The sequence below is a fragment of the Shewanella sp. SM71 genome (assembly GCF_025653905.1).
Lineage (GTDB): Bacteria > Pseudomonadota > Gammaproteobacteria > Enterobacterales > Shewanellaceae > Shewanella > Shewanella oncorhynchi.
On record NZ_JAKKRW010000002.1, the window covers coordinates 201,574 to 227,103 of the forward strand.

At 46.1% G+C, this 25,530-nt stretch carries 26 protein-coding genes; 17 read left to right on the plus strand and 9 right to left on the minus strand.

Annotation, left to right across the window (positions count from 1 at the left end; genetic code table 11):
* Positions 1-73 precede the first annotated feature (73 nt).
* Together L5L97_RS03370 and L5L97_RS03375 are read right to left on the minus strand one after the other, a co-directional pair.
* Complete coding sequence (locus L5L97_RS03370) at positions 74-520, minus strand: SufE family protein (RefSeq protein WP_028759335.1); 447 nt, start codon at positions 518-520, stop codon at positions 74-76.
* Between the two features lie 100 nt (positions 521-620).
* Complete coding sequence (locus L5L97_RS03375; RefSeq protein ID WP_263183259.1) at positions 621-1,970, minus strand: aminotransferase class V-fold PLP-dependent enzyme; 1,350 nt, start codon at positions 1,968-1,970, stop codon at positions 621-623.
* A 347-nt stretch (positions 1,971-2,317) separates the two neighbouring features.
* Between L5L97_RS03375 and L5L97_RS03380 the strand changes: the two genes are divergently transcribed.
* The 5 genes from L5L97_RS03380 (at position 2,318) to L5L97_RS03400 (ending at position 7,531) form a co-directional block, all read left to right on the plus strand.
* Positions 2,318-4,018: a methyl-accepting chemotaxis protein gene (locus L5L97_RS03380; protein WP_219234440.1), complete on the plus strand. Its 1,701-nt coding sequence runs from the start codon at positions 2,318-2,320 to the stop codon at positions 4,016-4,018.
* Positions 4,019-4,297: 279 nt separating this feature from the next.
* A complete protein-coding gene (locus tag L5L97_RS03385; RefSeq protein WP_028761859.1) occupies positions 4,298-5,137 on the plus strand; it encodes a MipA/OmpV family protein in 840 nt (279 codons plus the stop codon).
* 9 nt (positions 5,138-5,146) lie between these two features.
* A complete protein-coding gene (locus tag L5L97_RS03390; RefSeq protein ID WP_263180374.1) occupies positions 5,147-5,536 on the plus strand; it encodes a DUF3019 domain-containing protein in 390 nt (129 codons plus the stop codon).
* A 1-nt stretch (position 5,537) separates the two neighbouring features.
* The gene (locus L5L97_RS03395) at positions 5,538-6,242 is read left to right on the plus strand and encodes a response regulator transcription factor (protein WP_263180371.1); all 705 of its coding nucleotides are present in this window, start codon (positions 5,538-5,540) and stop codon (positions 6,240-6,242) included.
* Positions 6,239-7,531, plus strand: coding sequence for an ATP-binding protein (locus L5L97_RS03400; protein ID WP_263183263.1), 1,293 nt, complete (start codon positions 6,239-6,241; stop codon positions 7,529-7,531). The genes L5L97_RS03395 and L5L97_RS03400 overlap by 4 nt, the downstream gene beginning before the upstream one ends.
* A 261-nt stretch (positions 7,532-7,792) precedes the next feature.
* Here the strand turns inward: L5L97_RS03400 and L5L97_RS03405 are convergent, their stop codons facing one another.
* The 3 genes from L5L97_RS03405 to L5L97_RS03415 all read right to left on the minus strand — a co-directional run bounded on the left by L5L97_RS03405 (position 7,793) and on the right by L5L97_RS03415 (position 10,440).
* A complete protein-coding gene (locus L5L97_RS03405) occupies positions 7,793-8,251 on the minus strand; it encodes a CC0125/CC1285 family lipoprotein (protein ID WP_028761861.1) in 459 nt (152 codons plus the stop codon).
* Positions 8,252-8,272: 21 nt separating this feature from the next.
* Positions 8,273-9,046 carry an outer membrane protein OmpV gene (gene ompV / locus L5L97_RS03410; protein ID WP_317629544.1) on the minus strand — a complete coding sequence of 258 codons (774 nt, stop codon included), beginning with the start codon at positions 9,044-9,046 and terminating at the stop codon, positions 8,273-8,275.
* 353 nt (positions 9,047-9,399) lie between these two features.
* The gene (locus L5L97_RS03415; RefSeq protein ID WP_263183266.1) at positions 9,400-10,440 is read right to left on the minus strand and encodes an NADP(H)-dependent aldo-keto reductase; all 1,041 of its coding nucleotides are present in this window, start codon (positions 10,438-10,440) and stop codon (positions 9,400-9,402) included.
* Positions 10,441-10,894: 454 nt separating this feature from the next.
* Here L5L97_RS03415 and L5L97_RS03420 point away from each other — a divergent pair, with 454 nt between their 5' ends.
* The 6 genes from L5L97_RS03420 to nqrF all read left to right on the plus strand — a co-directional run bounded on the left by L5L97_RS03420 (position 10,895) and on the right by nqrF (position 16,826).
* The gene (locus L5L97_RS03420) at positions 10,895-12,268 is read left to right on the plus strand and encodes a Na(+)-translocating NADH-quinone reductase subunit A (protein ID WP_263183268.1); all 1,374 of its coding nucleotides are present in this window, start codon (positions 10,895-10,897) and stop codon (positions 12,266-12,268) included.
* Positions 12,268-13,500, plus strand: coding sequence for an NADH:ubiquinone reductase (Na(+)-transporting) subunit B (locus L5L97_RS03425; RefSeq protein WP_113939793.1), 1,233 nt, complete (start codon positions 12,268-12,270; stop codon positions 13,498-13,500). Before L5L97_RS03420 ends, L5L97_RS03425 begins: the two co-directional genes overlap by 1 nt.
* Positions 13,490-14,296: a Na(+)-translocating NADH-quinone reductase subunit C gene (locus L5L97_RS03430; protein ID WP_131523704.1), complete on the plus strand. Its 807-nt coding sequence runs from the start codon at positions 13,490-13,492 to the stop codon at positions 14,294-14,296. The genes L5L97_RS03425 and L5L97_RS03430 overlap by 11 nt, the downstream gene beginning before the upstream one ends.
* The gene (locus L5L97_RS03435; RefSeq protein ID WP_028761892.1) at positions 14,293-14,913 is read left to right on the plus strand and encodes an NADH:ubiquinone reductase (Na(+)-transporting) subunit D; all 621 of its coding nucleotides are present in this window, start codon (positions 14,293-14,295) and stop codon (positions 14,911-14,913) included. Before L5L97_RS03430 ends, L5L97_RS03435 begins: the two co-directional genes overlap by 4 nt.
* 9 nt (positions 14,914-14,922) lie before the next feature.
* Positions 14,923-15,531 carry an NADH:ubiquinone reductase (Na(+)-transporting) subunit E gene (nqrE, locus tag L5L97_RS03440; RefSeq protein WP_105250116.1) on the plus strand — a complete coding sequence of 203 codons (609 nt, stop codon included), beginning with the start codon at positions 14,923-14,925 and terminating at the stop codon, positions 15,529-15,531.
* A gap of 77 nt (positions 15,532-15,608) precedes the next feature.
* Entirely contained in the window at positions 15,609-16,826 is a 1,218-nt protein-coding gene (gene nqrF, locus L5L97_RS03445; protein WP_105250115.1) for an NADH:ubiquinone reductase (Na(+)-transporting) subunit F, read from the plus strand.
* Positions 16,827-16,945: 119 nt separating this feature from the next.
* Here the strand turns inward: nqrF and L5L97_RS03450 are convergent, their stop codons facing one another.
* Positions 16,946-17,263 (minus strand): ankyrin repeat domain-containing protein, encoded by a 318-nt coding sequence (locus tag L5L97_RS03450; RefSeq protein WP_263183272.1) that lies wholly within the window; start codon positions 17,261-17,263, stop codon positions 16,946-16,948.
* Positions 17,264-17,430: 167 nt separating this feature from the next.
* On the opposite strand from L5L97_RS03450, the gene L5L97_RS03455 reads away from it, so the two are divergent.
* Both L5L97_RS03455 and L5L97_RS03460 read left to right on the plus strand, forming a co-directional pair.
* Entirely contained in the window at positions 17,431-17,748 is a 318-nt protein-coding gene (locus L5L97_RS03455) for a hypothetical protein (protein WP_105250113.1), read from the plus strand.
* Between the two features lie 252 nt (positions 17,749-18,000).
* The gene (locus L5L97_RS03460) at positions 18,001-18,468 is read left to right on the plus strand and encodes a serine hydrolase (RefSeq protein WP_372833098.1); all 468 of its coding nucleotides are present in this window, start codon (positions 18,001-18,003) and stop codon (positions 18,466-18,468) included.
* Between the two features lie 3 nt (positions 18,469-18,471).
* On the opposite strand, the gene L5L97_RS03465 is transcribed toward L5L97_RS03460, so the two are convergent.
* The 3 genes from L5L97_RS03465 to L5L97_RS03475 form a co-directional block, all read right to left on the minus strand.
* Positions 18,472-18,657: a cytoplasmic protein gene (locus tag L5L97_RS03465; protein WP_106651481.1), complete on the minus strand. Its 186-nt coding sequence runs from the start codon at positions 18,655-18,657 to the stop codon at positions 18,472-18,474.
* Positions 18,658-18,743: 86 nt separating this feature from the next.
* Positions 18,744-20,177 carry a cytochrome C biosynthesis protein gene (locus L5L97_RS03470; RefSeq protein ID WP_263145197.1) on the minus strand — a complete coding sequence of 478 codons (1,434 nt, stop codon included), beginning with the start codon at positions 20,175-20,177 and terminating at the stop codon, positions 18,744-18,746.
* A gap of 275 nt (positions 20,178-20,452) precedes the next feature.
* A complete protein-coding gene (locus tag L5L97_RS03475; RefSeq protein WP_263183275.1) occupies positions 20,453-20,878 on the minus strand; it encodes an organic hydroperoxide resistance protein in 426 nt (141 codons plus the stop codon).
* 139 nt (positions 20,879-21,017) lie between these two features.
* On the opposite strand from L5L97_RS03475, the gene L5L97_RS03480 reads away from it, so the two are divergent.
* From L5L97_RS03480 to chrA, 4 genes are all read left to right on the plus strand, one after another.
* Positions 21,018-21,515 carry a MarR family winged helix-turn-helix transcriptional regulator gene (locus L5L97_RS03480; RefSeq protein WP_372833095.1) on the plus strand — a complete coding sequence of 166 codons (498 nt, stop codon included), beginning with the start codon at positions 21,018-21,020 and terminating at the stop codon, positions 21,513-21,515.
* Positions 21,516-21,652: 137 nt separating this feature from the next.
* Positions 21,653-22,828: a glycerol-3-phosphate dehydrogenase/oxidase gene (locus L5L97_RS03485; RefSeq protein WP_263178515.1), complete on the plus strand. Its 1,176-nt coding sequence runs from the start codon at positions 21,653-21,655 to the stop codon at positions 22,826-22,828.
* A 109-nt stretch (positions 22,829-22,937) separates the two neighbouring features.
* On the plus strand, positions 22,938-24,110 hold the full coding sequence (rlmC, locus tag L5L97_RS03490) for a 23S rRNA (uracil(747)-C(5))-methyltransferase RlmC (protein WP_263178514.1): 1,173 nt from the start codon (positions 22,938-22,940) through the stop codon (positions 24,108-24,110).
* A 200-nt stretch (positions 24,111-24,310) separates the two neighbouring features.
* Complete coding sequence (chrA, locus tag L5L97_RS03495; protein WP_263183278.1) at positions 24,311-25,459, plus strand: chromate efflux transporter; 1,149 nt, start codon at positions 24,311-24,313, stop codon at positions 25,457-25,459.
* Positions 25,460-25,530: the final 71 nt, after the last annotated feature.

A 25,530-nucleotide genomic window follows, 5' to 3' on the forward strand; every position in this document is an offset into this window, starting at 1 on the left:
TTGTGATTATTTGTTGTTGCCGAGTGGTTTCAATTATCGCTTGTCGCAGTAAATGAAAACCCTCGGGTTATGATTATCGAGTGGCTTCAACCATTGCTTTTGCCAGTGAGTTAAGGCCGTTAGTGCGCGATGGGCTGAGCTGACCTTCTAGGCCCAATTGTTTGAAGTAAGCTGTAGGATCAAATGCTTGGATTTCAGCGCGGCTTTTACCATGGCAGGCGCCAAGCAATAATCCGATCAATCCCTTAACGATGCGGGCATCGCTGTCGGCTAAATAATAGTGTTTGCCAGCCTGTTCTAGATGATAAATCCACGCATCACTTTCGCAGCCTTTGACCTGAGCGGCCTCGATGCGAAGCTCAGGGCTTAAGCTTGGTAAGTCTTTCCCTAACAACATAATTTGACGATATCTTTCCTGCCAGTTAGGGGCATTCGTAAAACGCGCCAGTAAGGTTTCGGCATCTTGCACTAAATAGTGAAAATCGGCCTCATTTGGCATAGGCATGATTGAATCTGTCATAGGGCTAAATCCTGTCTCACTTACTTGAGCGTAACTTGTCTTGAGCGTAACTTATTTTGAGCATCGTATGAGTGGCGTAGATCAGTGGCTAAATGCTGGATTACAGCAGCAAGTCTTTTACTGAGGCTAACGCGGCAATAAAGCGGTCGATATCGTCTTTATTGGTGTAGATACCGATAGAGGCGCGGCAACAGCCCTTAAGATTCAGACTCTGCATTAATGGCATGGCACAATGATGGCCACAGCGAACGGCAACCCCTTGTTGGTCCAGTAAAATGCCCACATCTTGGTGATGTTCATTGGCAAGATTAAACGCGACTACACCGATATTGTCATCAAAGGCGCCGTATAAATGCACTTCACCGAGCGCGCGCAATTGGCTTTGTAAATAGTTAATTAGTTCTGCTTCATAAGCTTGAACCTGCGGCATGAGCTCGGTTTGTAAAAATGTAATGGCCGCGCCCAAACCTATGACTTCAGCAATCGGCGGTGTGCCCGCTTCTAAGCGATTCGGCAGGTTGCCAAATTCTGTCGCCTCAAAACTCACGCGTTTAATCATCTCGCCTCCAGTTAATAGTGGCGCGAGATTATCTAACGCGTCGAAACGGCCGTAAAGCACGCCAACACCAGTGGGACCATACATTTTATGCCCCGAGAAGACGTAAAAATCACAATCGATTTCAGTCACATCCAGCGTTAAATGCGCCACTGCCTGCGCACCATCAACTAAGGTGATGGCACCTTGTTTTTTCGCTAACTGCACTAGCTGAGTCACGGGATTGACTGTACCTAGGGCGTTGGAAACATGGCATAGGGCGACGATTTTAGGCTTTAACTCGAGCAAGGTTTTATAGGCGTTGATATCTAAGCGGCAATCCTGACAGAGCGGGATTGGTTTAATGATTGCCCCTGTGCATTTCGCCAGTTCCTGCCAAGGCACGATATTGGCGTGGTGAGCGGCGGCGTCGATTAATATCACATCGCCAGCGTTTAATTGGGCAGTCAGCCCAAAGGCGACTAAGTTGATTGATTCTGTGGTGCCGTGGGTAAAAATGATTTCTTCGCGGCGTTTTGCCTTCAAAAATTGCTGCAACTGATCGCGCACTTTCTCATAGCTTAAGGTCGAACGCGCTGATAACTGATGTGCAGCACGGTGTACATTCGCATTGTCATTAGCGTAAAACTTTGCCATGGCATCTAACACCATTTGCGGCTTTTGGCTGGTGGCTGCTGTGTCGAGATAACATAGGGGATAACCATCAAGCATTTGATTTAACGCTGGGAATTGCGACCGAATCTGAGCATTTTGCTGATATGCTTCAGATGAGCCAAGTGTCACTGTGGTATCAGGCATAGCATTCGCCGAGGCATGGGATGTTTCAATGTCAGCCATTGTATTCGTCGCTGTGTGAGTCACAGTATTTGGCGTAGGCGATGCAGGTTGAGTCATGGGCGAGGCTAAGGGCAATGAAAAAGGCCATGGGATCTTCTGTGATCTGCCATGTGAATGCAAGTTTTAGCGGTTTGTTGAGGCGTTGGTATCGGACAGTGGTATTGAACGCCTAATTTCACTAAGGTCTGTTCAAACTGTTGCCTAATAGATATTTCGCACGCCTTAAACGGTTTTAGACTCTAACGCATCATTGAGCTTAGCTATGATGCGATTTTTCTAATGTTTAAGTTTTTCTTTTAAATTCAGCTAATACTTTACGCTTAATTCATCCACCGAAAGTTAAAACTCCGACTATCCTAAATTGGACGTCCTTCGTTGTCAGTGTTTTGCTGGAGAGTAGTTTTATGGTGAAGCTTTTAAAAGACTTACGGATTAAACATAAGATGATCGCCCTCGTTGGGGTGATGTTAGTGCTGATCTTGATTTTGTCTGGATTTAGTCTGTTGAAGATGCAGCGTGTATCGGAGGAAATTCATGGCATTGCAGAAGAGAATATTCCATTAGTCAGGCTATCGACTGACATCACCATTAAGCAGCTTGAAAGCTCTGTCATTCTAGAAAAAGCGTTTCGTGCCGCGGATGTTGACGCCGTATCCAGTCCACTCATTCTAGCGGCTTTTATTGCGGATGTTGTTCAGCACAATGAAGACATTAGCAAGGAGTTGCTCTCGACTCAAACCATGCTTGGAGAGGCATTAAAAAACGCTAAAACTCCTCAAGTACGTGAGAAAACACAGCAGCTAAATCAAGATATTGACACGATCATCCAACATTTTGCAGATTATAAAGTCCTGCTTGGCACCGTTATTTCGGGAATTCAGCAAAAAGAAGACCATACCGCTTTGGCTAAGCGGGTTGAATCTTTAGAGGAAGCGCAAAATGTGTTTAATGCTGAGCTAAGTCAATTCGTAGAACGTTTAGCGCTGATGACTCAAGCTGCAGTTTCTGTAACAGAGGAAGAAGAGCTTAGGGCCATTTATGGCTTAACGATTATTTCGATAGTGTCTTTAGTCATAGGATTATTGATTGGTATTGCTTGCAGTCAATACATGGTCAAATCTATCAATCGGTTACGTAATTCTGCCGCCATGATGGAAAAGGGCAACTTTAACCAAGAGTTACGTGTCGATTCCAAGGATGAATTAGGTGAACTTACCGTCAGTATGAATCAAATGGCGTGGACCTTAAGTAAAACTGTTGGCCAAGTGATTGCTCGAAGTGAAGAAATTGCCTCTATGGTGACTGAGCTTAATGCGGTGGCCGAGAATAATCGTGAGGCTATGTTGAGGCAGCAGGATAACACTGACCAAGTCGCCGCCTCTATGACCCAAATGGCAGCAACGATCACTGAAGTGGCGAGTAGTGCAGAAACCGCTTCTTACTCAGCGGGACAAGCCGAGCATAAAGTGAAAGAAAGTTGCGAGGTTGTCGATGCGAGCGAAAAAATCTCGAAGCAGTTGGTTGCCAGCGCCCAGTATTCGAATCAACTTATTCAACAGGTTCAGGCGAGTACGGGAAAAATCCTCAACTTTGTTTCTGTGGTCGATGCGATAGCTGGGCAGACGAACTTATTAGCTTTGAATGCATCGATTGAAGCGGCGCGGGCTGGAGATCAAGGTCGTGGGTTTGCTGTGGTCGCCGAAGAAGTGCGGGCATTGGCAACGCGCAGTCAAACGGCCACGCAGGAGATCAGCGATCTTATCCAAACACTCGTGAAAGATGCTAAGTCTTCAGTTGAATCCTTCGCCAATAACGATAAGCAAATCAGTGAATCGTCACTGCTCGTTAATCAAGCCAAGCAGCACCTATTTGAGATTTTAGATGCCTTAACTGAACTGACTCAGGCTAATACTCAAGTCGCGACCGCTAGTGAGGAGCAAGCCGTGACCGCCGAAGATATTAGTGAGCGCATTAATGCGATTCGTGATTCGGGTGAGTTGGTTCTCTGCAGCGCTAACGAAACCGCGAAAGCCAGTGAGTCACTGTCTAAGCAGGCTAATTCATTGAGGGAAACGATGCAGCAGTTTAAGGTGCGAGTTGTTTAAATGTATTAGCCCATAATTCAGTGTGCTAACGACGACAGCGGTTAACTTAACTGCGCCACTTCATCTTAGCTTGAGCCTCATTTGTGCCTTAACTCAATGTGAGGTGAGTATATCCTCAAACAATTTGAAGATGCAGGATTCAAGTTGTTTGGGATATAGGTCTATCTTGTTATCCGACACACAATTGCCGTAAAAATGATACTGGTTGTGCAGTGACTTGCAACAAACTGTTGTAATATGTAGCGCTAAATAACGACTAAAAATGTGAATTAAATGGGCATGCGTATTCTTTGGCTTCTTGTGTTAACGCTGAGCATTCTTCCTAGAACCGCTGCAGCATCAGATATTGCGAGCAGTGTTACTGGAGGAACTAATCGCCTTGCTGACGGCGGTGATTTTGAGCTGGGCATGAGTGTTTACGGGATTAATCAAGTCGATGTTCGGCAAACGGATTCTGGTTCTGCACAGTTGTCGCTGTTAGTCAGTGGCATGTACCAGTACAAAGGGCTGTTTGTTGAGATGATCCATCAATCTCAAGATGGCATTAATCTGGGATTTAATCTTTGGAGTTCAGAGGATTGGTCATTAGAACTGCTATTGGCTAACTTGCAAGGTTCATGGTCCCGTCCTGATGTGGATCCCAGTACGCTGGATGAAGCTGGCCGCAATGCTTATCTACTATCGGAAGATTCTCTCTATGTTGGTGCCGGTTTTCGTGCCACACGTTATTGGGGCGATAACTATGTTTTTCAGTATAGGTTAGTATCTGATTATTATGATGATCAAGGTATTCAAAGTTCTGCCAGATTGGGTAAGTCCTGGCAGGTTCGTAATTGGAATTTTCACGTATTGGGGAGCGTAGGTTACTCATCTGCCACCTTGAATCGCTATCTTTTTGGGATCAGTAAGGAAGAAGCCACTGAACGCTTTCCTGAGTATCGGCCGGATAGCTCTTTCAGTTACGGCATGGAGTTAGGGGTTGCCTATCCGCTGAGTGAAAATTTTGTCTTTCGGGCCATGTATCGCTTCAATGTGTTATCCCAAGAAGTGACCGACAGTCCCTTCAATCAAGCGAGTTATACATCGTATTTTAATGCTTCTCTTAGCTATGTGTTTTAGGAGGAGGGCATGAATCGATTTTATCAATTGTTAGCGGTAGTGATGCTGAGCGCGCCTTTTTTGGTTTGGAGTCAGGATGATGCCGTTATTTTTACCGCGACCCCAGAACGCTGCATTGCACTGCATAAAGGGCAAACTTGCTATCAAGATGTATTGTTCCGATGGCAGACACCCGCGAGCGGCGAGTACTGCCTCATACTGACAGACCGTCAGCACCAGTTAACCTGCTGGACTGGCAAAGCTTTGCAAGAATATCAATATAGTTTTGAAGGGGATAAAACGGCGACTTTTAGTCTTATCCGTAATGATGATGTACAACCGCTCGCACAAGTTAAAGTGGTCGTGACATGGGTTTATAAGGCCCCTAAACAGAGTCAGTCCGGTTGGAGGTTATTCTAATATGTCAGTTGCAAAGCATATCTTAGTCGTAGAGGACGATACCTCTCTGGCAGAGTGGATCAGTGATTATTTACTGGATCACTGTTACGGAGTCACAGTGGCCAGCCAAGGTGATTTTGCCTTAGAGATGATAGCCGATGAGATGCCTGACTTAGTGCTACTCGACGTGATGATGCCCGTTAAGAATGGCTTCGATGTGTGTAAGGAGGCCAGGGGATTTTATACTGGGCCCATTTTATTTATGACGGCTTGCGTTGAGGACGGCGATGAAATCCGCGGGTTAGATGCCGGTGCTGATGATTACCTCACTAAGCCGATTCGACCACAGGTGCTGTTAGCGCGGATAAAGGCCCTGTTACGCCGAGTGAGTGATGAGGAGCAAAAGCAGCAATTAGTGTTTGATTCTTTAGTGTTAAATGCGACGGCAAAGTCAGTCACCATTGATAAACAGCCGCTGGATTTGAATGCCAATGAGTTTGATGTCTTGTGGCTGCTGGCATTGAAGGCGGGCACGATAGTGAGTCGCAATGAATTGGTGGCTCAACTGCGGGGCATTGAATACGATGGCCTAGACCGCTCGGTGGATATTCGCATATCGCGCTTACGCAAGAAGTTGCAGGAAGCGTTGAGTCAGCCCTATAAAGTCAAAACCATTCGTGGCAAGGGATATTTGTTTTGCCGCGATGAGGCCGAGCAAGCTTTATGAAGAAGTTAATGACTTCTCTGGTGCTGGTCGTGCTGGTGGCCATTGCCAGCCTAGGCTGGTCGATAAGTGAGTTTGCAACACTTATTGATCCTGATAATGAAACGTCTAGCCCAGCAACTCACCTCGCGGCATTAAAACTGCTGGGCGGCTCACTGGCGCAAACGTTAGATAACGATCCCGCCCCAAATAATGCGTTTATAGACAACTGGAATCAGCGAAATGCAGATCAATTGTCTTTGGTGAATGAAGCGGATTTTGTCTTACCCTCAGCCCTAAAGACAGAGTTTTATTCAGGGGAATCATTATTGCTGGAGTCCGATGACGGCATCTCTTTGCACTATTTATTGCCTAAAACGGGTCAGGTGCTGAATATCAATACCCAGATAGTGACGCCAGCCGATGTGAGTTTTAACGCGAATAAGCTGTATACCATGCTTTTTTATGGCGGTGTGGTGGTGATTTTGTTGGTGTGGGTGTCTCCTTTAATCCGCCAACTGGTTCATCTCAGTAAGGTGACTCAAGCATTTGGTATGGGAGAATTACAGCAGCGAATTGTGGTCAGTAAAGCGTCCTACATAGGCACAATAGAAAGCGAATTCAACCGTATGGCAGATCGCATCCAGCAATTAATCGATGACAATAAATTGCTTAGTCGGGCAGTTTCCCATGATTTAAAAACTCCGATTGCGCGGCTGCGATTTGGTATTGCGGCGTTAGAAGAAACCCAAAGCGAACAACTTAGGGTGAAGTATTTTCAGCGATTGAACCGCGATCTGGACACTATGGAAGAGTTGGTCATGACACTGCTCAGCTATGCCCGCCTCGATGAGGCGAATATCCAGCCCGATTGGCAGTCGATTGAGCTCAATGCTTGGTTACTCGAAAAGTATCAAGGTCAAGTGTACCCCGATTTTTCAGTTGAACTGGTTCCCTATCCCACAGCGCTCAAGATCAAGACAGATCCCAAGTACTTATCAATGCAGGTGAATAATTTGCTCAATAATGCGCTGCGTTTTGGTAAGGCAAAGATTCGGCTGACGTTGGCATCGGAAGATGGGATTGCGTGGTTACACGTTGACGATGATGGCCCTGGCATAGATGAACAGGAATCTACTCAAGTGATTAAACCTTTTGTGCGTGGTCAGCACAGCCGGGGAAATTCCGGTCATGGCATGGGTCTGGCGATTGTCGATAGAATTGGTTGTTGGATGGGGTCCCCATTACGTATTGGCCGTGCTCCTGACTTAGGTGGGGCTCGCATGTCACTAAAATTCAAGGCTGAAGTTTAAAGTTGGGGTTTAATACGATTGGTATAATGCGAGGTTTGAGCCGTTTTTGTCTGTTTCTTTAACATGAGCTGAAGCGAGCAATGCGGCTAGGCCTACGTAATCTAATCTGCTGAGTTGATTTAGAGATAGAGGCAGAATGACTCAACTCACTATACGAATGAGTGCCTAACGAATTGGTGCTGAACAGGGGGGATTTATAAATAAAACGCACCAGCCTTGATACCTAACGAGAATCTAGACTGGTGCATTTTTGATGAGCAATTAACTTTTCACATTGACATTGTTAAGTATGTAATCTGTTTCATAGATGCGGGAACTCGCATTTTCTGGCTTGCTATGTAAACCTGTGACTTCGACCATGACAGAGGTTTCTTGATTCATCGTCGAACTCCCCCACAAGATATCCTTACTCGCGCTCGCTCCTACTCCAAACTGGCCAATTGCATCACGATCGGTTTGTTCGTGAGTAAAAGTGAAGTAGTTATAACCCGCTTGTTTGCATAACTCTGCTGACTTACGCATGACGTACTTTCGGGCCAATGCGCGGTCAGTGTTGGTATTGCCAACAAAGCTTATCTGCCAGCTATCGGGTGCAATCTGTGCGGTTTCAAATCCTTTACCGAAAGACCAAAATTGCTTTTCGGTATCGTAGGAAGTGGCACAAGCTGAAAGCATCAGAGCTAATCCAGCACATAAAAACGTTTTTCTGATAAGTGTCATGGTCTTGTCTCGTCAGGTTGTTTAGAAGCTATAGTTCACGCCAAGGGTAGTAACCCACTGGTTGTTACTGTCTATTAGCGGAGAGTCTGCCATGTTGGCACCTATGTGCGAGTAACCTGTGGCTTGAATAATATCTAAATGCTTAGTGACTGGAATAACCAAAGCGTAGCCTAGCTTATATGCAAAGGTGCCGTCGGCTTGATAGGCAGGGCGCTGCGCCGTAGCTTCAGATGACGTCACACCTGTGTAGTAGTTTGCGAAGTCTTTACTGAAGTAGTGCACACCCGCATAAGGCACCAGATCACCGAAGCCTACATTTATTGGATGGTAATATGTGATATCAGCCTGAAAACCATCATAAATATTGGTGACATCGTGTTGGAATTTGGTCGATAACGTGCCATTTCCTAAATGAATGTCGGCGTTTAAACCCAGATCGCCACTGAATTTGCGATCCTTCATGCCCGTTAAAATATCCGCATCATCGGCATCAAAGCCGGGATTGGCAACGGCAAAGATACTGAAATTAACGGCACTATCGTTCGTGCCTAAAAAGCGGTAGTTGATGCCGGACAGATCGGCGTTGAAGTCTTCACCGTGGTAGCCGCCATTGAGATAGGCACCTGTCTGGTGATCTTGACCCTTATAAAATTGACTACCAGTAGCAACACCTGCGCCAGCAAAGAACTGATCTTGATGACTATAGATATTACCGTTACGAATGTAGGTATTGCTTTCAGCAAGAGCGTGGCTTGACATCAAAACACTTGTGATTACAAAGCAAAGTTTTTTCATTTTTTTATCCTTAAGACATCTGTCTAGTGACTGTGATGCCACTATATTTCACTTCTTAAAAGGACTCTGTATCCGAATGTAACCTAGACCATGTATTGCAGCCTTCTCGCATAGCCTGGCGCTGGTGAGCTCGTGGAGCTGAAGACGATGACCTTTTGCTAAGCCACAGGGATAAGATAAAGAAGACTAAGTAATAGGTAGCTTTTGATTGAATGGAGGAGAGAGCGCATTGATGAGGTGATATAAAGGTAAAAGTTATGCCTCTAAAGCTATTTGAAATCAATAGCATCAGGGGGATTTGACCCGATGCTATTGGTCAGTCATTCAAACAACTTGCCGACTAAGCCTAGGGGCTAAGGACAAGGTAATCTAAATTGATCGGACAGTTGGTTTAATCGTACTAATAGCTCTGGCGATAAGGTGACTTTTAAACTGTCGATGTTTTCTTTCAGTTGATATAAGTCGGTGGCGCCTATGATATTGGAGCCGACAAACTTACGTGAGTTAACAAAAGCTAACGCCATTTGTGCGGGCGTGAGTTTGAACTCGCGGGCCAAATCGACATAGGCTTTTGTAGCCTCCAGAGCCATTTGCGAACCTGTATAGCGGGCGAAACGCTTAAACAAGGTCAGGCGCGCGCCTTCAGGCCATTGGTCGTTGCAATATTTTCCCGTCAAGGCGCCAAAGGCCAGTGGCGAATAGGCCAGTAATGGCAAGTTTTCGCGGTGACTGATTTCGCTCATGCCGACTTCGAAACTGCGATTAAGCAAGTTATAGGGATTTTGCACACTCACAATACGCGGCAAGCCATGTTTTTCGGCGAGTTGCAGGTATTTCATCAAGCCCCAAGGCGTTTCGTTCGACACCCCGATATAGCGCACTTTACCTTGGCGGATCACTTCGGCTAGCGCTTCTAGGGTCTCGAGGATCGGCGTTTGATGTTCATGCTCTTGTTGATTGTAAAACAGTTCACCAAAGAAATTGGTATTACGGTCAGGCCAATGGATTTGATAAAGGTCGATAGTGTCTATTTGGAGGCGTGCTAAAGACGCATCGACCGCTTGGTGGATGTTGTTCCAGTCCAGCGCCATATTTTTGCGAATGTAATCACTTTTACCCCCCGGTGCGGCAATTTTAGTGGCGATCACTAAGTCGTCTCGGTTACCGCGGGCCTTAATATATTGCCCTAGGATACGCTCGGTTTCCCCTTGGGTCTCCGGCTTAGGTGGTACGGGATACATTTCCGCCGTATCGATAAAGTTGATGCCATTGCCTATGGCGTAGTCCAGCTGTGCAAACGCTTCGGCTTGGGTATTTTGTTCGCCCCAAGTCATAGTGCCCAAACAAATTTTACTGACCTCAAGATTAGAATGCGGTATGCGTCTGTATTCCATCTATTTCTCCTACGGAAACTCTCTTAGTTTGAGGCTACCAAGCTTTTGCTGTAAAGCAAAGGTTAAACCATAGGTTGAAATGTTAGTGCGCTAAAAATAGCCAGCAAGTTTAGCCATCCTGCCCCATTTTGAGGCATGCCATTGGTTGAAGTTTGTTCGCTGAGTTGCACTTTTAACAGTTTTATCGCTTTACAGCACTGAAATGGAGATTTTGGCTTATTTTTGTAAACCTTAGGTACTACTAAATCAGTAATGACGTATTTATGAATAAATTGTTATAAAACTACATTTGCAGATTGCAGCAAGTAAGGATGTGAATCTGTGTCACAAAATTGCGTAAATTTACGTATCTAACTTACGAATTTGCAGCGGAATGTGACGCCAATATCGGAATCTGCGTTAACAAATCTCTACCCTAAATTTATCTAAAAATTTTTCATGGTTGATATTTGTGATGGCAGATTTTTCAAACCAAATTGTAACGATCAAAAAAGGCCTCGACTTGCCGATTGTTGGTGAGCCGCGACAGGTCATTGAACTCGGTGCTAAGCCATCCCAAGTGGCTGTTCTGGGAGAAGAGTTCGTTGGGCTTAAGCCGACGATGTTGGTCGAAGAGGGTGATTTTGTTCAAAAGGGCCAAGCCCTATTTGAAGACAAAAAAACGCCTGGAGTCTTGTTCACTGCACCTGCTAGTGGCCAAGTCGTAGCAATTAACCGCGGCGAGCGTCGAATTCTACAATCAGTCGTCATTCGTTGTGATGACGGTGAAAACCGCGATGGGCAGATTTCCTTCGATATCCATCAAGACATCGCCGCTTTAGCAAGGTCAACCGTTCAGGCGCAATTAGTGAAAAGCGGTCTATGGACGGCCCTGCGTACTAGGCCTTTCTCGCGCGTGCCTGCGCTCGATAGCACGCCAGCAGGTATTTTCGTCACCGCTATCGATACTAATCCACTGGCCGCTGATCCCCGTTTGATTATCGCCGAGCAAACTGAGGCTTTTAAAGCTGGCTTGCTGGTGTTGAGCCGTTTAACCGAAGGCAAGGTTTACCTGTGCCAGGATAAGGGCGAAGCGATTGTTAAAGAAGCATTACCACAACTTGAGGTGCGCCGCTTTGATGGTGTTCATCCTGCGGGTTTAGTAGGCACTCATATTCACTTTACCTTGCCAGTGAGTTTAGAGCGTCAGGTATGGCATATCGGTTATCAAGATGTGATTGCCTACGGCAAGTTATTCCAAACCGGTGAGTTGTATACCGACCGCATCGTCGCCTTAGGTGGCCCGAGCGTGCTGAACTCGCGTTTACTGCGCACTCAGTTGGGCGCTGAGCTAAGTGCCTTAGTGAGTGATGAAATCAAACCTGGCCATAACCGCGTGGTATCGGGATCTGTGTTATCTGGCCATACCGCGGCGGGCGTACATGACTTTTTAGGCCGATTCCACAACCAAGTATCAGTGTTGAGCGAAGATTCGCAGCACCATGTTCTCCCTTGGGTGCGCGGTGGTTCTGACAAATTCTCCATCACTCGTGCCGTAACATCACGTCTGTTTGGTGCGACTAAATTGTTCGAGTTTACGACTCATCAGGGCGGTTCTGCTCGCGCCATGATGGCTTTTGGTCAGTTAGATCGCGTGATGCCACTGGATATTTTACCCACCTTACTCGTTCGAGACTTAGTGGTGCGTGATACCGACGAGGCGCAAGCCTTAGGTGCATTGGAGTTAGATGAAGAAGATCTGGCGCTGTGTACCTTCGTATGTCCCGGCAAATATGACTTTGGTAAAGAATTACGTGCCTGTCTAGATGTTATTGAGAGGGAAGGTTAATGACCAAACAAGTGAAAAAACCTGATTTACAGGACGCCTCTGATTTACAACAAGAGTACTACGCAACGGGTAAGTCGATGAAGGGCTTTTTGCGCTCACTCGTCATTGCCAATGGTCGTAGCACTAAGGGCCAAGTGCATGTGCGTGACGCGATTGACGTGAAACGTACCATGACGCTAGTCGGTTTGTGCTTACTGCCCGCCATTTTATTCGGTCTATATAACATTGGCCTACAGGCACAGCTTGCGCTCGCGGGCGGATTATCGACGCCAGATATTTGGAAGTTAGAAATCTTTAATACCCTGTTTGGCAGCCTTAGCCAAGACACTGGGATATTAGGTTTATTCCTCTATGGTCTTAGTTTTTATCTGCCGATTTACCTGACAGCACTGCTCACCAGTTTGTTTTGGGAAGTGGTGTTTGCGCGGGTTCGTGGTCAAGAGTTGCATGAAGGCTTCTTCGTGACGGCCCTGCTGTTTACCTTAATCTTGCCAGTATCGACACCGTTGTGGCTGGTGGCCATGGGGATTTCCTTTGGTGTGGTTGTGGCTAAAGAGCTGTTTGGCGGCATGGGATATAACTTCCTTAACCCTGCGTTGGCGGGCTTGGCTTTTATCTACTTCGCCTATCCATCTGAAGTTTCAACCATTAAACAGCTCGTTGCCGTTGATGGTTTCTCTGGTGCAACAGCGCTGGCACAAACTGCAGCGGGCAAGTTGAGTTTTGCCGATTACTCTTGGTTTAGCGCCTTTAGCGATCCTAACTGGTGGAACAACTTTTTTGGCTTTACCGTGGGCGCGATTGGCGAAACCAGCACCTTAGCGATTTTGATCGGCGGTTCATTATTGCTGATCAGCCGCTTAGCGGATTGGCGCATTGTGCTCGGTGTGTTGCTGGGCATGATAGCGACAGCAACGCTGTGTAATTACATCGGTTCTAGCAGCAATCAAATGATGGCAATGCCGTGGACTTGGCATCTTGTCACTGGCGGTTTTGCGCTAGCAATGATGTTTATGGCCACCGATCCTGTAACCACTTCGTACACTCGCCAAGGCAAGTTTGCCTACGGTGCTTTGATTGGTTTTATGACTGTGCTTATCCGTGTCGCTAACCCCAAAATGCCTGAGGGTGTGATGTTAGCCATTCTGTTCGCCAACCTTTGGGCGCCGCTGTTCGATTATCTGGTGGCCCGCGCCAACATCAAACGGAGATTAAAACGTCATGGTCTTTAAGAAAGATACTGTGGTGGGGACCATGATCTTCACCATCACGCTCTGCCTCCTGTGCTCGTTTATGATCACAGGCACAGCAGGCATATTGAAAGAACGTAAAGTCGCCAAAAAACGTGACGAAGTGCAGCGCTATGTGTTGATGGCCGCCGATGTGAACTTAGGTCAGGGCAATGAGTTTAGAGAGATTTTTGCTAAATCTGTTAAGCCATTATTGATCAACCTAGACACAGGTAAGGTGGACTCAGACGCTAACGTCCTCGATTTCGATGAGCGTATGGCGGCAATTAATCCTGAGACTTCAAGTGCGCCGAAAAAAGATATCGCCAAGATTAAAACCCGTGCGAACGATGCCCGCGTGTTTAAAGTGCTCGATGCCAACGGCAAGTTAGACAGCGTGGTTGTGCCTTTCTATGGCAAAGGTCTATGGTCGATGATCTACGGTTATGTGGCGGTTGAACCCGATTTCAACACCATTAAAGGGCTAGTCGTGTACGAGCACGGTGAAACCCCTGGTATCGGCGACTTTGTGACCGATCCCCATTGGTTATCGCTGTGGAAGGGCAAGCAATTATTTGATGAAAAAGGCAAATTTGCGATACGTCTTGTAAAGGGTGGCGTTAAAGAAGGCGATCTTCACGGTGTGGATGCGGTAAGTGGCGCGACCATGACGGGCCGCGGCGTGCAGCGCGCAATGGAGTTTTGGTTTGGCGTTGAAGGTTTTCAAACCTTCTTCAACCAGCTTAAAGCGTCGGCAGCGCAGGGTGAATTGCAAGGTGAGTTGGGAGAGGCAAAATGAGCAACACTTTATCCATGCGTGACATGTTAACGGGGCCAGTGTTTGCCAATAACCCCGTCGCGATGCAAGTGCTGGGCGTATGTTCGGCACTGGCGGTCAGTAACTCAATGCAAACCGCTGTGGTGATGACGCTCGCAGTGACCTTTGTGTTGGTGTTTTCTAACTTGATTATCTCTGCCATTCGTAACTTTATCCCGACCAGTGTGCGGATTATCGCGCAGATGACGGTTATCGCCTCCTTGGTGATTATCGTCGACATGGTTCTGCAGGATGTAGCCTATGAGTTATCTAAGCAACTTTCTGTATTCGTTGGGTTAATTATCACCAACTGTATCATCATGGGCCGTGCAGAAGCCTTCGCCATGAAGTATCCACCGCATTTAGCGGTCGTCGATGCGCTTGGTAATGCGACAGGTTATGGCTTGATTTTGATCAGCGTTGCCTTTGTACGCGAGCTGTTAGGGACGGGTAATTTATTCGGTCACCCTGTGTTCACCACCATCGAAAATGGCGGCTGGTACTTGCCAAACGAGATGTTCAAGTTACCACCGAGCGCCTTCTTCCTGATTGGTGTGTTGATCTGGACTATCAATGTGATCCAGCGGAAACGGGGTTAAGGAGCAGATATGGAACACTATATAAATCTATTTTTGCAGGCCACTTTTATCGACAACATGGCGCTGTCGTTCTTCTTGGGCATGTGTACTTTCTTGGCCGTGTCTAAAAAGGTGTCAACCGCCTTTGGTCTAGGTGTCGCTGTGATTGTGGTGATGACCTTAGCCGTGCCGTTAAACCAGCTGATTTACGTCAAAGTGCTCGCACCTGGCGCACTGTCTTGGGCGGGATTACCCGGTATCGATTTAAGTTACCTGCAATTGATCACTTTCATTGGTGTGATTGCGGCGTTAGTGCAAATCCTTGAAATGTTTTTGGATAAGTACATTCCTAGTCTGTATGACTCCCTTGGGATCTTCTTACCTTTGCTCACAGTGAACTGCGCGATTTTTGCAGGGGTGATCTTTATGGCGAACCGTGATTACAACTTCGGTGAGTCAGTGGTGTTTGCGATGGGCTCGGGTCTTGGTTGGGCAGTGGCGATTGTACTGCTGGCGGGACTGCGCGAAAGAATGAAATTCAACGCGATTCCCGAAGGCTTACAAGGTATTGGTATCACCTTTATTACTACAGGCTTGATGGCGCTGGGCTTTATGTCTTTCTCAGGGATCTCGCTGTAACGCTACAGTAGGCGAGCCAAGAATTGAGAAAGTGAAACCAGATTCTTTTTAGAAAAGAGCTAGAAAAGGGTAATACGATGGAAATGGCAATTGGCATAGGCATGTTCACGCTAGTGGTCTGTCTATTGGTGATAGTGATTCTAATCGCCAAAAAGAAATTAGTGGCTACGGGTGAAGTGACGATCAGCATCAACGAAGATGCCGAAAAAAGCATTCAAGTTGCCGCGGGTGATAAGTTACTCGGCGCTTTGGCGAGTCAGAGTATTTTTATTCCGTCTGCCTGTGGTGGTGGCGGAACCTGTGGTCAGTGCCGAGTGAAAATCAAATCGGGCGGCGGTGACATTCTGCCGACTGAAATGGGCCATATCACCAAGAAAGAGGCTAAAGAAGGTTGTCGTCTCGCCTGCCAAGTCTCAGTGAAAACCGATATGGAACTTGAACTCGACGAAGAAATCTTTGGGGTGAAGAAGTGGCAATGTCAGGTGATCTCTAATGATAACAAGGCAACTTTTATCAAAGAGCTATTGCTTGAGTTACCCGAAGGTGAAGATGTTCGCTTTAAAGCAGGGGGTTATATTCAAATTGAAGCGCCAGCCCATGTGGTGAAATACGCTGACTTTGATATTCCTGAAAAATACCGTGGCGATTGGGACAAATACGGTCTGTTTGATATAGTCTCGACCGTCAATGAAGAAGTGTTGCGCGCTTACTCTATGGCCAACTATCCCGATGAAAAGGGCCGCATTATGCTGAACGTGCGGATTGCGACGCCACCATCGGCCAATGTGCCAGCGGGCAAGATGTCATCTTACATCTTCAACTTGAAAGCGGGCGATACAGTGACCATTTCAGGGCCATTCGGTGAGTTCTTTGTGAAGGAAACCGATGCAGAAATGGTGTTTATCGGCGGCGGTGCCGGCATGGCACCAATGCGTTCACACATTTTCGATCAGCTTAAGAGTAAGAAAACCACACGTAAAATGAGCTTCTGGTACGGTGCTCGTTCGACCCGTGAAGTGTTTTATCAAGCGGATTTCGATGCTCTAGCGGCAGAGAATGACAACTTCGTCTGGCATGTGGCGTTATCTGAGCCATTGCCTGAGGATAATTGGACTGGCTACACTGGCTTTATTCATAATGTGATTTATGAGAATTATCTTAAAAATCATAAGGCACCAGAAGACTGCGAGTACTACATGTGTGGTCCTCCAATCATGAACTCTTCAGTGATTAAGATGCTTGAAAGCCTAGGCGTTGAGCCAGAAAATATCCTACTCGATGACTTTGGTGATTAGGTTGTAAGTGAGTAATAAAAAATCGCGTTAGGCCCAGCTTAACGCGATTTTTGTTTATAGGGCTTTTTATCATTTCGCAGTTTTTAGCTTTCGCATCTTGATGCTATTTAGCACCTCACCTAGCTAAAGGATTTGCCGCCGTGGCGGGTTAAATAGCTCACCATGCGCTCACTCTCAGCGGTATAGCGTCCCATGCGAAACTCACCCTGCCAGTAAGCAATATCGAGCGGATGATACCCCTGCGAGTTTGGATGATTCACATTGGCCCCCGCATCCACCAATAATTTGAGCAGTTCAAAAGACTGCAACTCACAGGCATGCAAGAGTGCCGTCATCCCGCCATTGTCCACGCCTTCAAGATTAGCGCCATTGGCAATAATACGCTTTACAGCAAGCGTATCTTTGGCTTTAACCGCATCGATGAGTTCAGTGCTCATTTGATAGCTATTTAACCTCATCCAAAGGATTTAATTTAAGTGGATTTAGCCTAGGTTTCTTTAACTTGTGGGCGAAACTCCGTAAGCTGAATAGCTTATACCTAAATGCTTATGTCTACAGGTATAACTTATCATGGATGTAATAGTTGTAGGATTAGGAGGCTTGTTTGAAAAAGTTAGCAGTAGTATCACTTATCTGTTTCTCCCTCAGCGCATGCTCTTCACTCAATGAAGTTAAATTGGATTCTCAATCGGTATCCAGCTACATAGGTGAAAAGGTCAAAGTCACCACAATATCTGGCGAACAAATGGAATTTCAAGTCGAAAGTGCAACGGAACAGCAGATCGAGGGAGAAGGGCAACTAGTCAAAATTGAAGATATACAGACGTTGGAAGTTGAGGAGTTTAGCCCGCTAAAATCGATATCACTTTCTGCAGGCTTATATATGTTAGGTGCGATAATTATTACTATTGTCGTTTTATAGCCATTTTGAATGTGTATTAGCTTCAACTTGAGATATTCAGTCTACAAACTGGGGCAGACTGCCACTTGGTTTATACGGCTCGGATTAGCTTCGTCGCCCTAGGTATCACTTTGTTGTGTCATTTTTATATGGAATATTTCCTTTATAATTCAATTGTAAAGATTAAATTGTATTATCCATAAAAAGCGCTTGTGATAAGCTTGCTTTTTTCTAGCAGGCAGCATTATTTGTTAATTACGTTAAGGATAACCCATGCGTTTGAGTGTTATCAGTACCCTGTTGACTGGTTTTTTATTATTCCTAAGTGCCAATAGTTTTGGTCTGTTATTAGAAACAGGTGCTGAACAAGAGCAAATTGGGCAAGGCAGTAACTCGATTGCCGTTGAAAGCCAAACCGCATCTTCAGTATCGAGGGTGGCGGAGATTAAGACCTTAACCCAAACCGCGATAAAGGATTCGCCGCAGCCATATAGTGGCAGTGTTATCCTGCTTGAGCAGGGCAAGCCGCAGCTTGAACTGCAAAAGGGCGAAGGTATTAGTCAAGATTCGCGCTTTGTGATGGCATCGCTCTCTAAACAAATCACCGCAACCTTGATATTGCAGGCACTCGATGCGGGGAAACTCGACTTAAACCTATCGCTTAATCATTATCTTTTTGGTGATTCGAAGGGAATAAGCGCCCTGATAATCAGAGCGCTTTTTTTGATTTTGTATTGCTAACAATTAGGCCGTGGTGTTGATGTTGTGGCCTGCATTGCCTACGGGTTTTGGCGCCGCAGCTGCAATTAAATCTACCGCGATTTGACCTTCGGCTTTTTGCTGCTCTTTGGCTAACTGAGCAACCTTAACGCCAATTGCACCATTTTCTAGATTCGGTGCGATAGCTTGTGTATTCAGTGAAATTGACATAACTAACCTCAATTGTAAGCTGGATCCTTTTATCGGCAAACCCACGGTTAACTTTAGTCGTTACACATGAATTTGCCAATTTGCAATTATTTTGCCTTGGCCGTGAGCAGTTTGCGGCCGATAACAATTATTGCTGTAACGCCTAGCGAGCCTAAAATCAATCCGAGTGCCAGGCTCACATTTTGCAGTGCTGTTGGGTCAATAACCAGTGCGATACCCATACCCAACATCATCACGCCTGACATAAGTTTCAGGGTTTGGCCTTCTTTTTCGGTTAACTTACGTTTGCCTAAGGTCGCACTGAAAACGATAACAATAATAGCCAGCGGGATCACATAAACAATATTGTATAAAACCAAATACATATAGCGTTCAATGTCTGGCAGATTGTGCATAGATAGCACACTGGTGTAGATCATTGGGAAGCCTGCGGTGCAAAGTAACTCATAGGCATTGGCGAGGATAGCTAATACGGTAGAACCTATGAGTAACGCGCCTAAGTTACTGGAATTGGATAGTTTCCCCATGCGTTTTATTAGACTCGTACGATTTTCTGCCGACATCGATAGTGTCACTTCTCCCTTAGTAAAGAAGTAATCTTTGATATTGATGGCTCCTGCGATCAAAGCTAAACAACCCGCCGCTAAAATGATCATACCGCCATCACTGCCTGCCCCCAGCAGTTGGAAGATGTTTAGCCATGCCGTCATAAACAGGAAATAGATAAAGCCGGAGAAGAATACGAAAATCCCGCCGACAAGTAACATGCGGCTGCGACTCTTGGCATTAACCATTATCGATAGTAAAAATAGCAACACAAAGAAGGCACAAGGGTTAAAAGCATCGACACCTGCGAGCACTAAGGTGAGTAACGGCAGAGACATAGTCTCAGGTGTCACTACTCCCACTAAAGGTAATTCAACGGGCTGAACTTCTGCCTCTGCAACGGACTCGCTTAAGCTGGTGGCATCACAGGTGCCTTCACCAGTATCCGTGCCACAAGTGCCAAAGAGCGGTGCATCAGTTTGAGCGCTTGTGGTTGTGCTGGTGGCTCCTTTGGTGGGGAGGTCAGCGTCGCTCAGTTTACCGCCAAGGGATAAATAACAATTCTTCAGTCGATTGACTAAAAACTCACCCGTTACCGCTTCACTTGAATATCCCACAATGGCCTTTTCACAACTTGCCATATAGGGTACTGAGCGTGCTTCAGTACTGGTTTTGGAGGCAATATTTTGCCAAATATCCTGTACGCCGGGATCTGACACTCTATGGGATTCGAGTTCTATCCAAGGGTATTTTTGCGGTAATGAATCAATGAACGGATGGGCCTCTGCACAGTGCGGACAGGTTTTTGACCAAAAGAAATACAGCTTAATTTTGAGTTCACCCTGAGCATTCACATAATGCCACGTTCGATCCGCTGAGCTTGAGGGTGTTGTCTCGGCCCAGCTCGGGATAGAAAAGGCAAAGAGGAATAATAGCGAGCAAAAGAGAGATAATTTCGATAGATATTTTGTCATAGCGCCTCCCACAGAGAGTGGGTTTAAGTATCGTCAAACGGTTCGATTATCTCTTACTCTACTTAAATCAATCATTTTGATTAAATTAGATATTAAGAAGTGTTAGTTAACTCGCGAATAATAATTTTTTGGGAACTGAAACCAGTTTATCTCCCTGTGAAATGGTGTGATGCACACTCACTCTCAGCTTGAGTCGTTATTGGCTAATAAAGAATAAAGCACCCGAGGGTGCTCTATTTCTGACGTTATCAACAGGTGTCGATGATGGGTTATGGTTAGCCTAACGTTACGCCATTTACGCTAAGTTTCACGTCGATATTATTGCGCGTGGCGTTCGAGTACGGACAAACTTGATGCGCATGACGCACTAGGGCTTCTGCGGCTTCTTGCGGTAAATCTAAGCTGACTTCTAAGGCAACCGCTAATGCAAAACCACCGGCGTCATTGGCACCAATCCCAACAACCGCACTGACTGGCGCTTCGGTAATATCCACTTTGCCGATTTTTGCGACGTGCAGAATGGCGTTTGAGAAACAGGCGGCATAACCTGCGGCAAACAGTTGTTCAGGATTCGTGGCGAGACCGCTACCGCCCATGGCTTTTGGATAGGCTAAAGCGACATCCAGTAAACCATCATCAGTGCTGACTTGACCTTGACGACCCGCTTTTGCTGTGGCACGTGTTTCATAAAGTGTTTTCATAGTATTAGACCTTCTGAGGTTAAGGATTAAGTAAATCGATTTAAATTGCGCGCAATTCAATTGTGATAAACTATAATTCGATCTTTGGTGTGAATGCAAGTATATTGTGCGCAATATATTTAATTTGTCGGATCTTCCTATGGCAACGCTTCAACCCAATACCCGTATTAATCCTGTTGATATGGCCGAAAATGCCAGCACAGAGAATGCCTTATGTCTTGAGAATCAAGTGTGCTTCTCACTTTATAGTGCCGCGAATGCTATGGTGCGTGCCTATCGGCCTTTGTTGGACAAATTAGATCTAACCTATCCGCAGTACTTAGTCATGCTAGTGCTATGGGAAGAGCAGGGGATTAGTGTCAAAACCTTAGGCGATAAACTTTTCCTCGATTCAGGCACGTTAACGCCATTGCTGAAGCGGCTAGAATCTAAAGGATTAGTGACTCGCGGGCGTAGCGAGCAGGATGAACGCGTGAGAGTGCTGGCCTTAACGCCTGCAGGACTTTCCCTCAAAACACAGGCAAGTGAAATTCCTCATTTGATGCGTTGTAAAGTCGGCGGCGAGGCGAGCGAACTAAAAGCCTTAAAGGCCATGTGCGATCAAGCACTTAAGCAATTGCATGCCAGTATTGATTAAACTCTTATCGTCGAGATTTGATCTAAGATTAACTTATTGACATATTAACGCTTATTCGCGGTTCGACTGAGTGTAATGGGTTGTATGCTTGAGGCTCAGCGGGTCAGTTGTCTATTGAAGGTTAGCGAGAGTAAGTTATGGCCTGTTTCGATGTAGCCATTATTGGCGGTGGGATCAGCGGTGTCGGCATTGCCCAATATGCAGCAGCAGCGGGCTATTCCACCTTGCTGATTGAAAAGGGCGAAATTGGCGGCCAAACCTCAGCTAATTCCAGCAAGCTTATCCACGGTGGTTTACGCTATTTAGAAACCGGACAAATTAATTTAGTCCGCAAATCATTGCTTGAAAGGCGACATTTACTCAATCTTGCGCCATCACTTGTTAAAGCTGTGCCCTTTTATATTCCCGTGTACGACAACAGTCAGCGCAGTCCTTGGACCATACGCGCAGGACTGAGTATGTATGCACTGCTGAGTGAATTTGATCCTTTAGGCCAATTTGTGTCAGTACCTGCTGTGCATTGGCATCGTTTCAAGGGATTAAAACTCTCTGGATTAAAAGCCGTATTTCAGTACTGGGATGCGCAGACCGACGATAAATTGCTCACTCAAGCGGTGGCGCGCAGCGCGCAGGCACTGGGCGCTGAAGTCTATGCCGAGGCTGAATTTCTTGAGTTGGAACACAAGCGCGAGACCTGTGAGCTGAGTTTTAGCCACAGGGGCGAAATCCATAAAGCCGAAGCGAAGCTTGTGATTAATGCTGCAGGTCCTTGGGTAAATGCTGTTTTAAGCAAAGTCTTGCCCCCACTTGCGGGTGTTGAACTCGATTGGGTGCAAGGCGCCCATGTGTTACTGGATATTCCTGCGCCCGATGGCATCTTGTACTTAGAGTCATGCTTCGATAAACGGGTAATATTTGTGATGCCTTGGTATGGTCAAACCTTAGTCGGCACCACAGAAACTGAATTAACCTCTTTAGATAAGCCGCCTGAGGCGACCGAATCTGAAATTAATTATCTGCTGGGGATCTACAAACATTATTTCCCACTAACGCCGGATATTGATGAGCTCAAGGCGCTAATAACCAAAACTTTCTGTGGTATTCGGGTCTTGCCTAAGCAAAATAGCCAAGCCTTTGAGCGACCGCGAGATACCTTAATGCAAACATCGATTTCCCATCCGCGAATACTCAGTTTATATGGCGGTAAGTTAACGACGTTTCGCAGTACCTCGGCCGAAGTGCTTGAATGGATTGAAAAGGCCATAGGTAAGCGGCAGTCTATTGCTGATGTTGATAAACTCACCCTATCTTGAGTGCGCCGAGAATTATGCACTTGATGCTGATTTGAATATGCTTCAAGGTGATTTTTACCTGTAAAACCGCTACAGTGTGGCGCTTTTTTACTGATATCTAGGATCTGCCGTGAGTGCTGCTATTGTAAATACCGTCAAGCAATGTGGTTATTTTAACCAAGGTCTGTGCCTTTCTTGCCGGCATATACAACAGCCTATGGTGCAGCAAGTGGCGGTTAAGACTCAAACTTTACAGCAACTACTCGCGCCTTTTATCCCAGCTAATTTGCCCGATATTTTTCAGCCGCCGGTAATTGGCGAGGACAGCGGCTTTCGTAATAAAGCTAAAATGGTGGCCTTAGGCGCCGCCCATGCGCCTGTGTTGGGGATTGTGGGCCCAAGTGGCGAGGCGGTAGATCTTTGCGACTGCCTTTTATATCCATCTGATATGCAAGATTTATTACATCGCTTAACACGCTTTGTGCAGCAGGCTGGACTTCCTCCTTATCGGGTAGATAGAGCCAAGGGTGAACTTAAATTTATTCTGCTGACCCGCAGCCAAGTGCGTGGTGAATATCTACTGCGGTTTGTACTGCGGTCCACCAATAGTATCGAACGTATCGAACGTGAATTACCTGCATTATTAGCTGAATATCCGCAAATAAAAGTGGTATCAGTCAATATCCAACCGGTTCATATGGCAATACTTGAGGGTGATGAAGAGATTTTCTTAACTGAGAATACTAGGCTTGAAGAACGTTTTAATCATGTGCCTTTGTTCATTCGGCCTAAAAGCTTTTTCCAAACTAATCCACACGTTGCGGCTCAGTTATATCAAACTGCCCGTGAATGGGTTGCCGAGTTTTCACCTCATTCGTTATGGGATCTCTTCTGTGGTGTAGGCGGTTTCGGACTGCACTGTGCATCCAATGACATTACCCTCACAGGGATTGAAATTGAAGCTGAAGCGATTGCCTGCGCGCAAATGTCAGCGCAGATGATGGGGCTCGAAAACGTGCAATTTATGGCGCTCGATTCCACCGACTTTGCTAAGGGTAAAAGCGCTGCCGATAAGCCGGATTTGATCATAGTTAATCCGCCGAGGCGCGGTATTGGCGAGGCGCTATGTCAGTCTTTAAGCGAGTTTGCCCCTAAGGCGATTCTCTATTCAAGCTGTAATCCCAAAACCTTAGCGAAAGATCTCGAACATATTCAAGGCTATCACTTAACCAAAGTGCAGCTATTTGATTTATTCCCCCACACGGATCACTTCGAAGTACTAGTCATGTTGGTGAAGGATTAATTTTTTAGCTCATCAATTTATCACTAAGCATTTGTGTTCACTCGCTTTACGACTCTTGAAGTCCGCTCAAACAATCATAAGGACTCTACCATGTAGAGTCTTTGCAATACTTTTATCTGCGCTGCTCGCGTGAAACTTCATCAAAGTGTCTTTTTAGTGGCATAATCTTCAGCACTTTATGCATTGATGGGCGGCGATTTATGCTACAGATTTTCCTACGCTTTTTTACCTTGGGCTTGATGAGTTTTGGCGGACCTGCGGCGCACATTGGTTATTTTCGCCAGACCTTCGTAAATGAACTCGGTTGGCTCGATGATAAGCGTTACGCCAGTCTGGTTGCCTTAAGCCAATTTATGCCGGGGCCAGGGTCGAGCCAAGTGGGCTTCGCCATTGGTTATCAAAGAGGCGGGCTTGTTGGCGCGCTTGCTGCTTTTGCCGGTTTTACACTACCTTCCTTTATTTTGATGTACTTACTGGCGGTAACAACGTCGGCTTGGCTCGCCAATCATTATGTTCAAGGGATGATTTATGGGCTTAAGTTAATGGCCGTCGTTGTGGTTGCCGATGCCGTTCTCGCCATGTTTAAACAGTTCTGCCAACGCAAATCCGCACGCCTATTAATGTTAGTCAGTGCCGCGGCAATTTTGATTGCGCCATCGATGTGGACGCAAATCTTGCTGTTACTCGGCGCTGCGACTATCGGTATATATAAATTGAGTGCGACGCAAGATGACACTGCACCGCTTGCACCTATCGAATTGAATTATATATATTTACTGCTCTTTTTTGTGTTACTCATCGGCAGTTTTTTTATCGTGGATTTAGGCTCTGAAGCTTGGATCTTCGGTGAGTTTTATCGCGTAGGGAGCTTAGTATTTGGTGGTGGTCATGTTGTGCTACCTCTGTTGGAAACTGCGGTGGGTGATACTATAGGTGGCGATCGTTTTCTGACAGGTTATGCCTTTGCCCAAGCAGTGCCAGGACCTATGTTTACCTTTGCGACCTTTTTAGGCGCTGAAGTGATGTTAGATAAGCCCTTCATGGGAGCTTGCATCGCAACCGCAGCCATTTTCTTACCCGGTTTTTTACTCATGCTGGTGGGGTTGAAAAGTTGGCATGCGATTGCCGCAAGACCAAAAATTGCTGGCGCTATAGCGGGAGTGAATGCCTGTGTTGTTGGCTTACTTGCCGCAGCACTTTATCAACCCGTGTTTTCTCAGGCGGTATTCTCAGGTAAAGATATGGCCTTGGTATTGCTCGGTTTTGGTGCATTAAAGTTATTTAAACCACCTATGCTACAACTGGTATTAGGCTTTAGTGTATGTGGTGTGCTGCTTAATATGCTTTGAACTGAGTCGTTATTAATCGAATGTTTATTGAGCAAGATTAAGATTTTGTTACTTTAAGCGCATAGAAATAC

Bases quoted from the DNA above. Each gene is read 5' to 3' on its own strand.
- L5L97_RS03430 (WP_131523704.1), top strand. From the start codon at position 13,490: ATGGTCTTTAAGAAAGATACTGTGGTGGGGACCATGATCTTCACCATC.
- L5L97_RS03415 (WP_263183266.1), bottom strand. From the start codon at position 10,440: ATGGAATACAGACGCATACCGCATTCTAATCTTGAGGTCAGTAAAATT.
- L5L97_RS03450 (WP_263183272.1), bottom strand. From the start codon at position 17,263: ATGAGCACTGAACTCATCGATGCGGTTAAAGCCAAAGATACGCTTGCT.
- L5L97_RS03460 (WP_372833098.1), top strand. From the start codon at position 18,001: ATGCGTTTGAGTGTTATCAGTACCCTGTTGACTGGTTTTTTATTATTC.
- L5L97_RS03470 (WP_263145197.1), bottom strand. From the start codon at position 20,177: ATGACAAAATATCTATCGAAATTATCTCTCTTTTGCTCGCTATTATTC.
- L5L97_RS03480 (WP_372833095.1), top strand. From the start codon at position 21,018: ATGGCAACGCTTCAACCCAATACCCGTATTAATCCTGTTGATATGGCC.
- L5L97_RS03380 (WP_219234440.1), top strand. From the start codon at position 2,318: ATGGTGAAGCTTTTAAAAGACTTACGGATTAAACATAAGATGATCGCC.
- L5L97_RS03405 (WP_028761861.1), bottom strand. From the start codon at position 8,251: ATGACACTTATCAGAAAAACGTTTTTATGTGCTGGATTAGCTCTGATG.
- ompV (WP_317629544.1), bottom strand. From the start codon at position 9,046: ATGAAAAAACTTTGCTTTGTAATCACAAGTGTTTTGATGTCAAGCCAC.
- L5L97_RS03400 (WP_263183263.1), top strand. From the start codon at position 6,239: ATGAAGAAGTTAATGACTTCTCTGGTGCTGGTCGTGCTGGTGGCCATT.
- L5L97_RS03475 (WP_263183275.1), bottom strand. From the start codon at position 20,878: ATGAAAACACTTTATGAAACACGTGCCACAGCAAAAGCGGGTCGTCAA.
- L5L97_RS03420 (WP_263183268.1), top strand. From the start codon at position 10,895: ATGGCAGATTTTTCAAACCAAATTGTAACGATCAAAAAAGGCCTCGAC.
- L5L97_RS03390 (WP_263180374.1), top strand. From the start codon at position 5,147: ATGAATCGATTTTATCAATTGTTAGCGGTAGTGATGCTGAGCGCGCCT.
- L5L97_RS03370 (WP_028759335.1), bottom strand. From the start codon at position 520: ATGACAGATTCAATCATGCCTATGCCAAATGAGGCCGATTTTCACTAT.
- L5L97_RS03395 (WP_263180371.1), top strand. From the start codon at position 5,538: ATGTCAGTTGCAAAGCATATCTTAGTCGTAGAGGACGATACCTCTCTG.
- L5L97_RS03435 (WP_028761892.1), top strand. From the start codon at position 14,293: ATGAGCAACACTTTATCCATGCGTGACATGTTAACGGGGCCAGTGTTT.
- nqrF (WP_105250115.1), top strand. From the start codon at position 15,609: ATGGAAATGGCAATTGGCATAGGCATGTTCACGCTAGTGGTCTGTCTA.
- L5L97_RS03465 (WP_106651481.1), bottom strand. From the start codon at position 18,657: ATGTCAATTTCACTGAATACACAAGCTATCGCACCGAATCTAGAAAAT.
- L5L97_RS03385 (WP_028761859.1), top strand. From the start codon at position 4,298: ATGCGTATTCTTTGGCTTCTTGTGTTAACGCTGAGCATTCTTCCTAGA.
- L5L97_RS03485 (WP_263178515.1), top strand. From the start codon at position 21,653: ATGGCCTGTTTCGATGTAGCCATTATTGGCGGTGGGATCAGCGGTGTC.
- chrA (WP_263183278.1), top strand. From the start codon at position 24,311: ATGCTACAGATTTTCCTACGCTTTTTTACCTTGGGCTTGATGAGTTTT.
- L5L97_RS03425 (WP_113939793.1), top strand. From the start codon at position 12,268: ATGACCAAACAAGTGAAAAAACCTGATTTACAGGACGCCTCTGATTTA.
- nqrE (WP_105250116.1), top strand. From the start codon at position 14,923: ATGGAACACTATATAAATCTATTTTTGCAGGCCACTTTTATCGACAAC.
- L5L97_RS03375 (WP_263183259.1), bottom strand. From the start codon at position 1,970: ATGACTCAACCTGCATCGCCTACGCCAAATACTGTGACTCACACAGCG.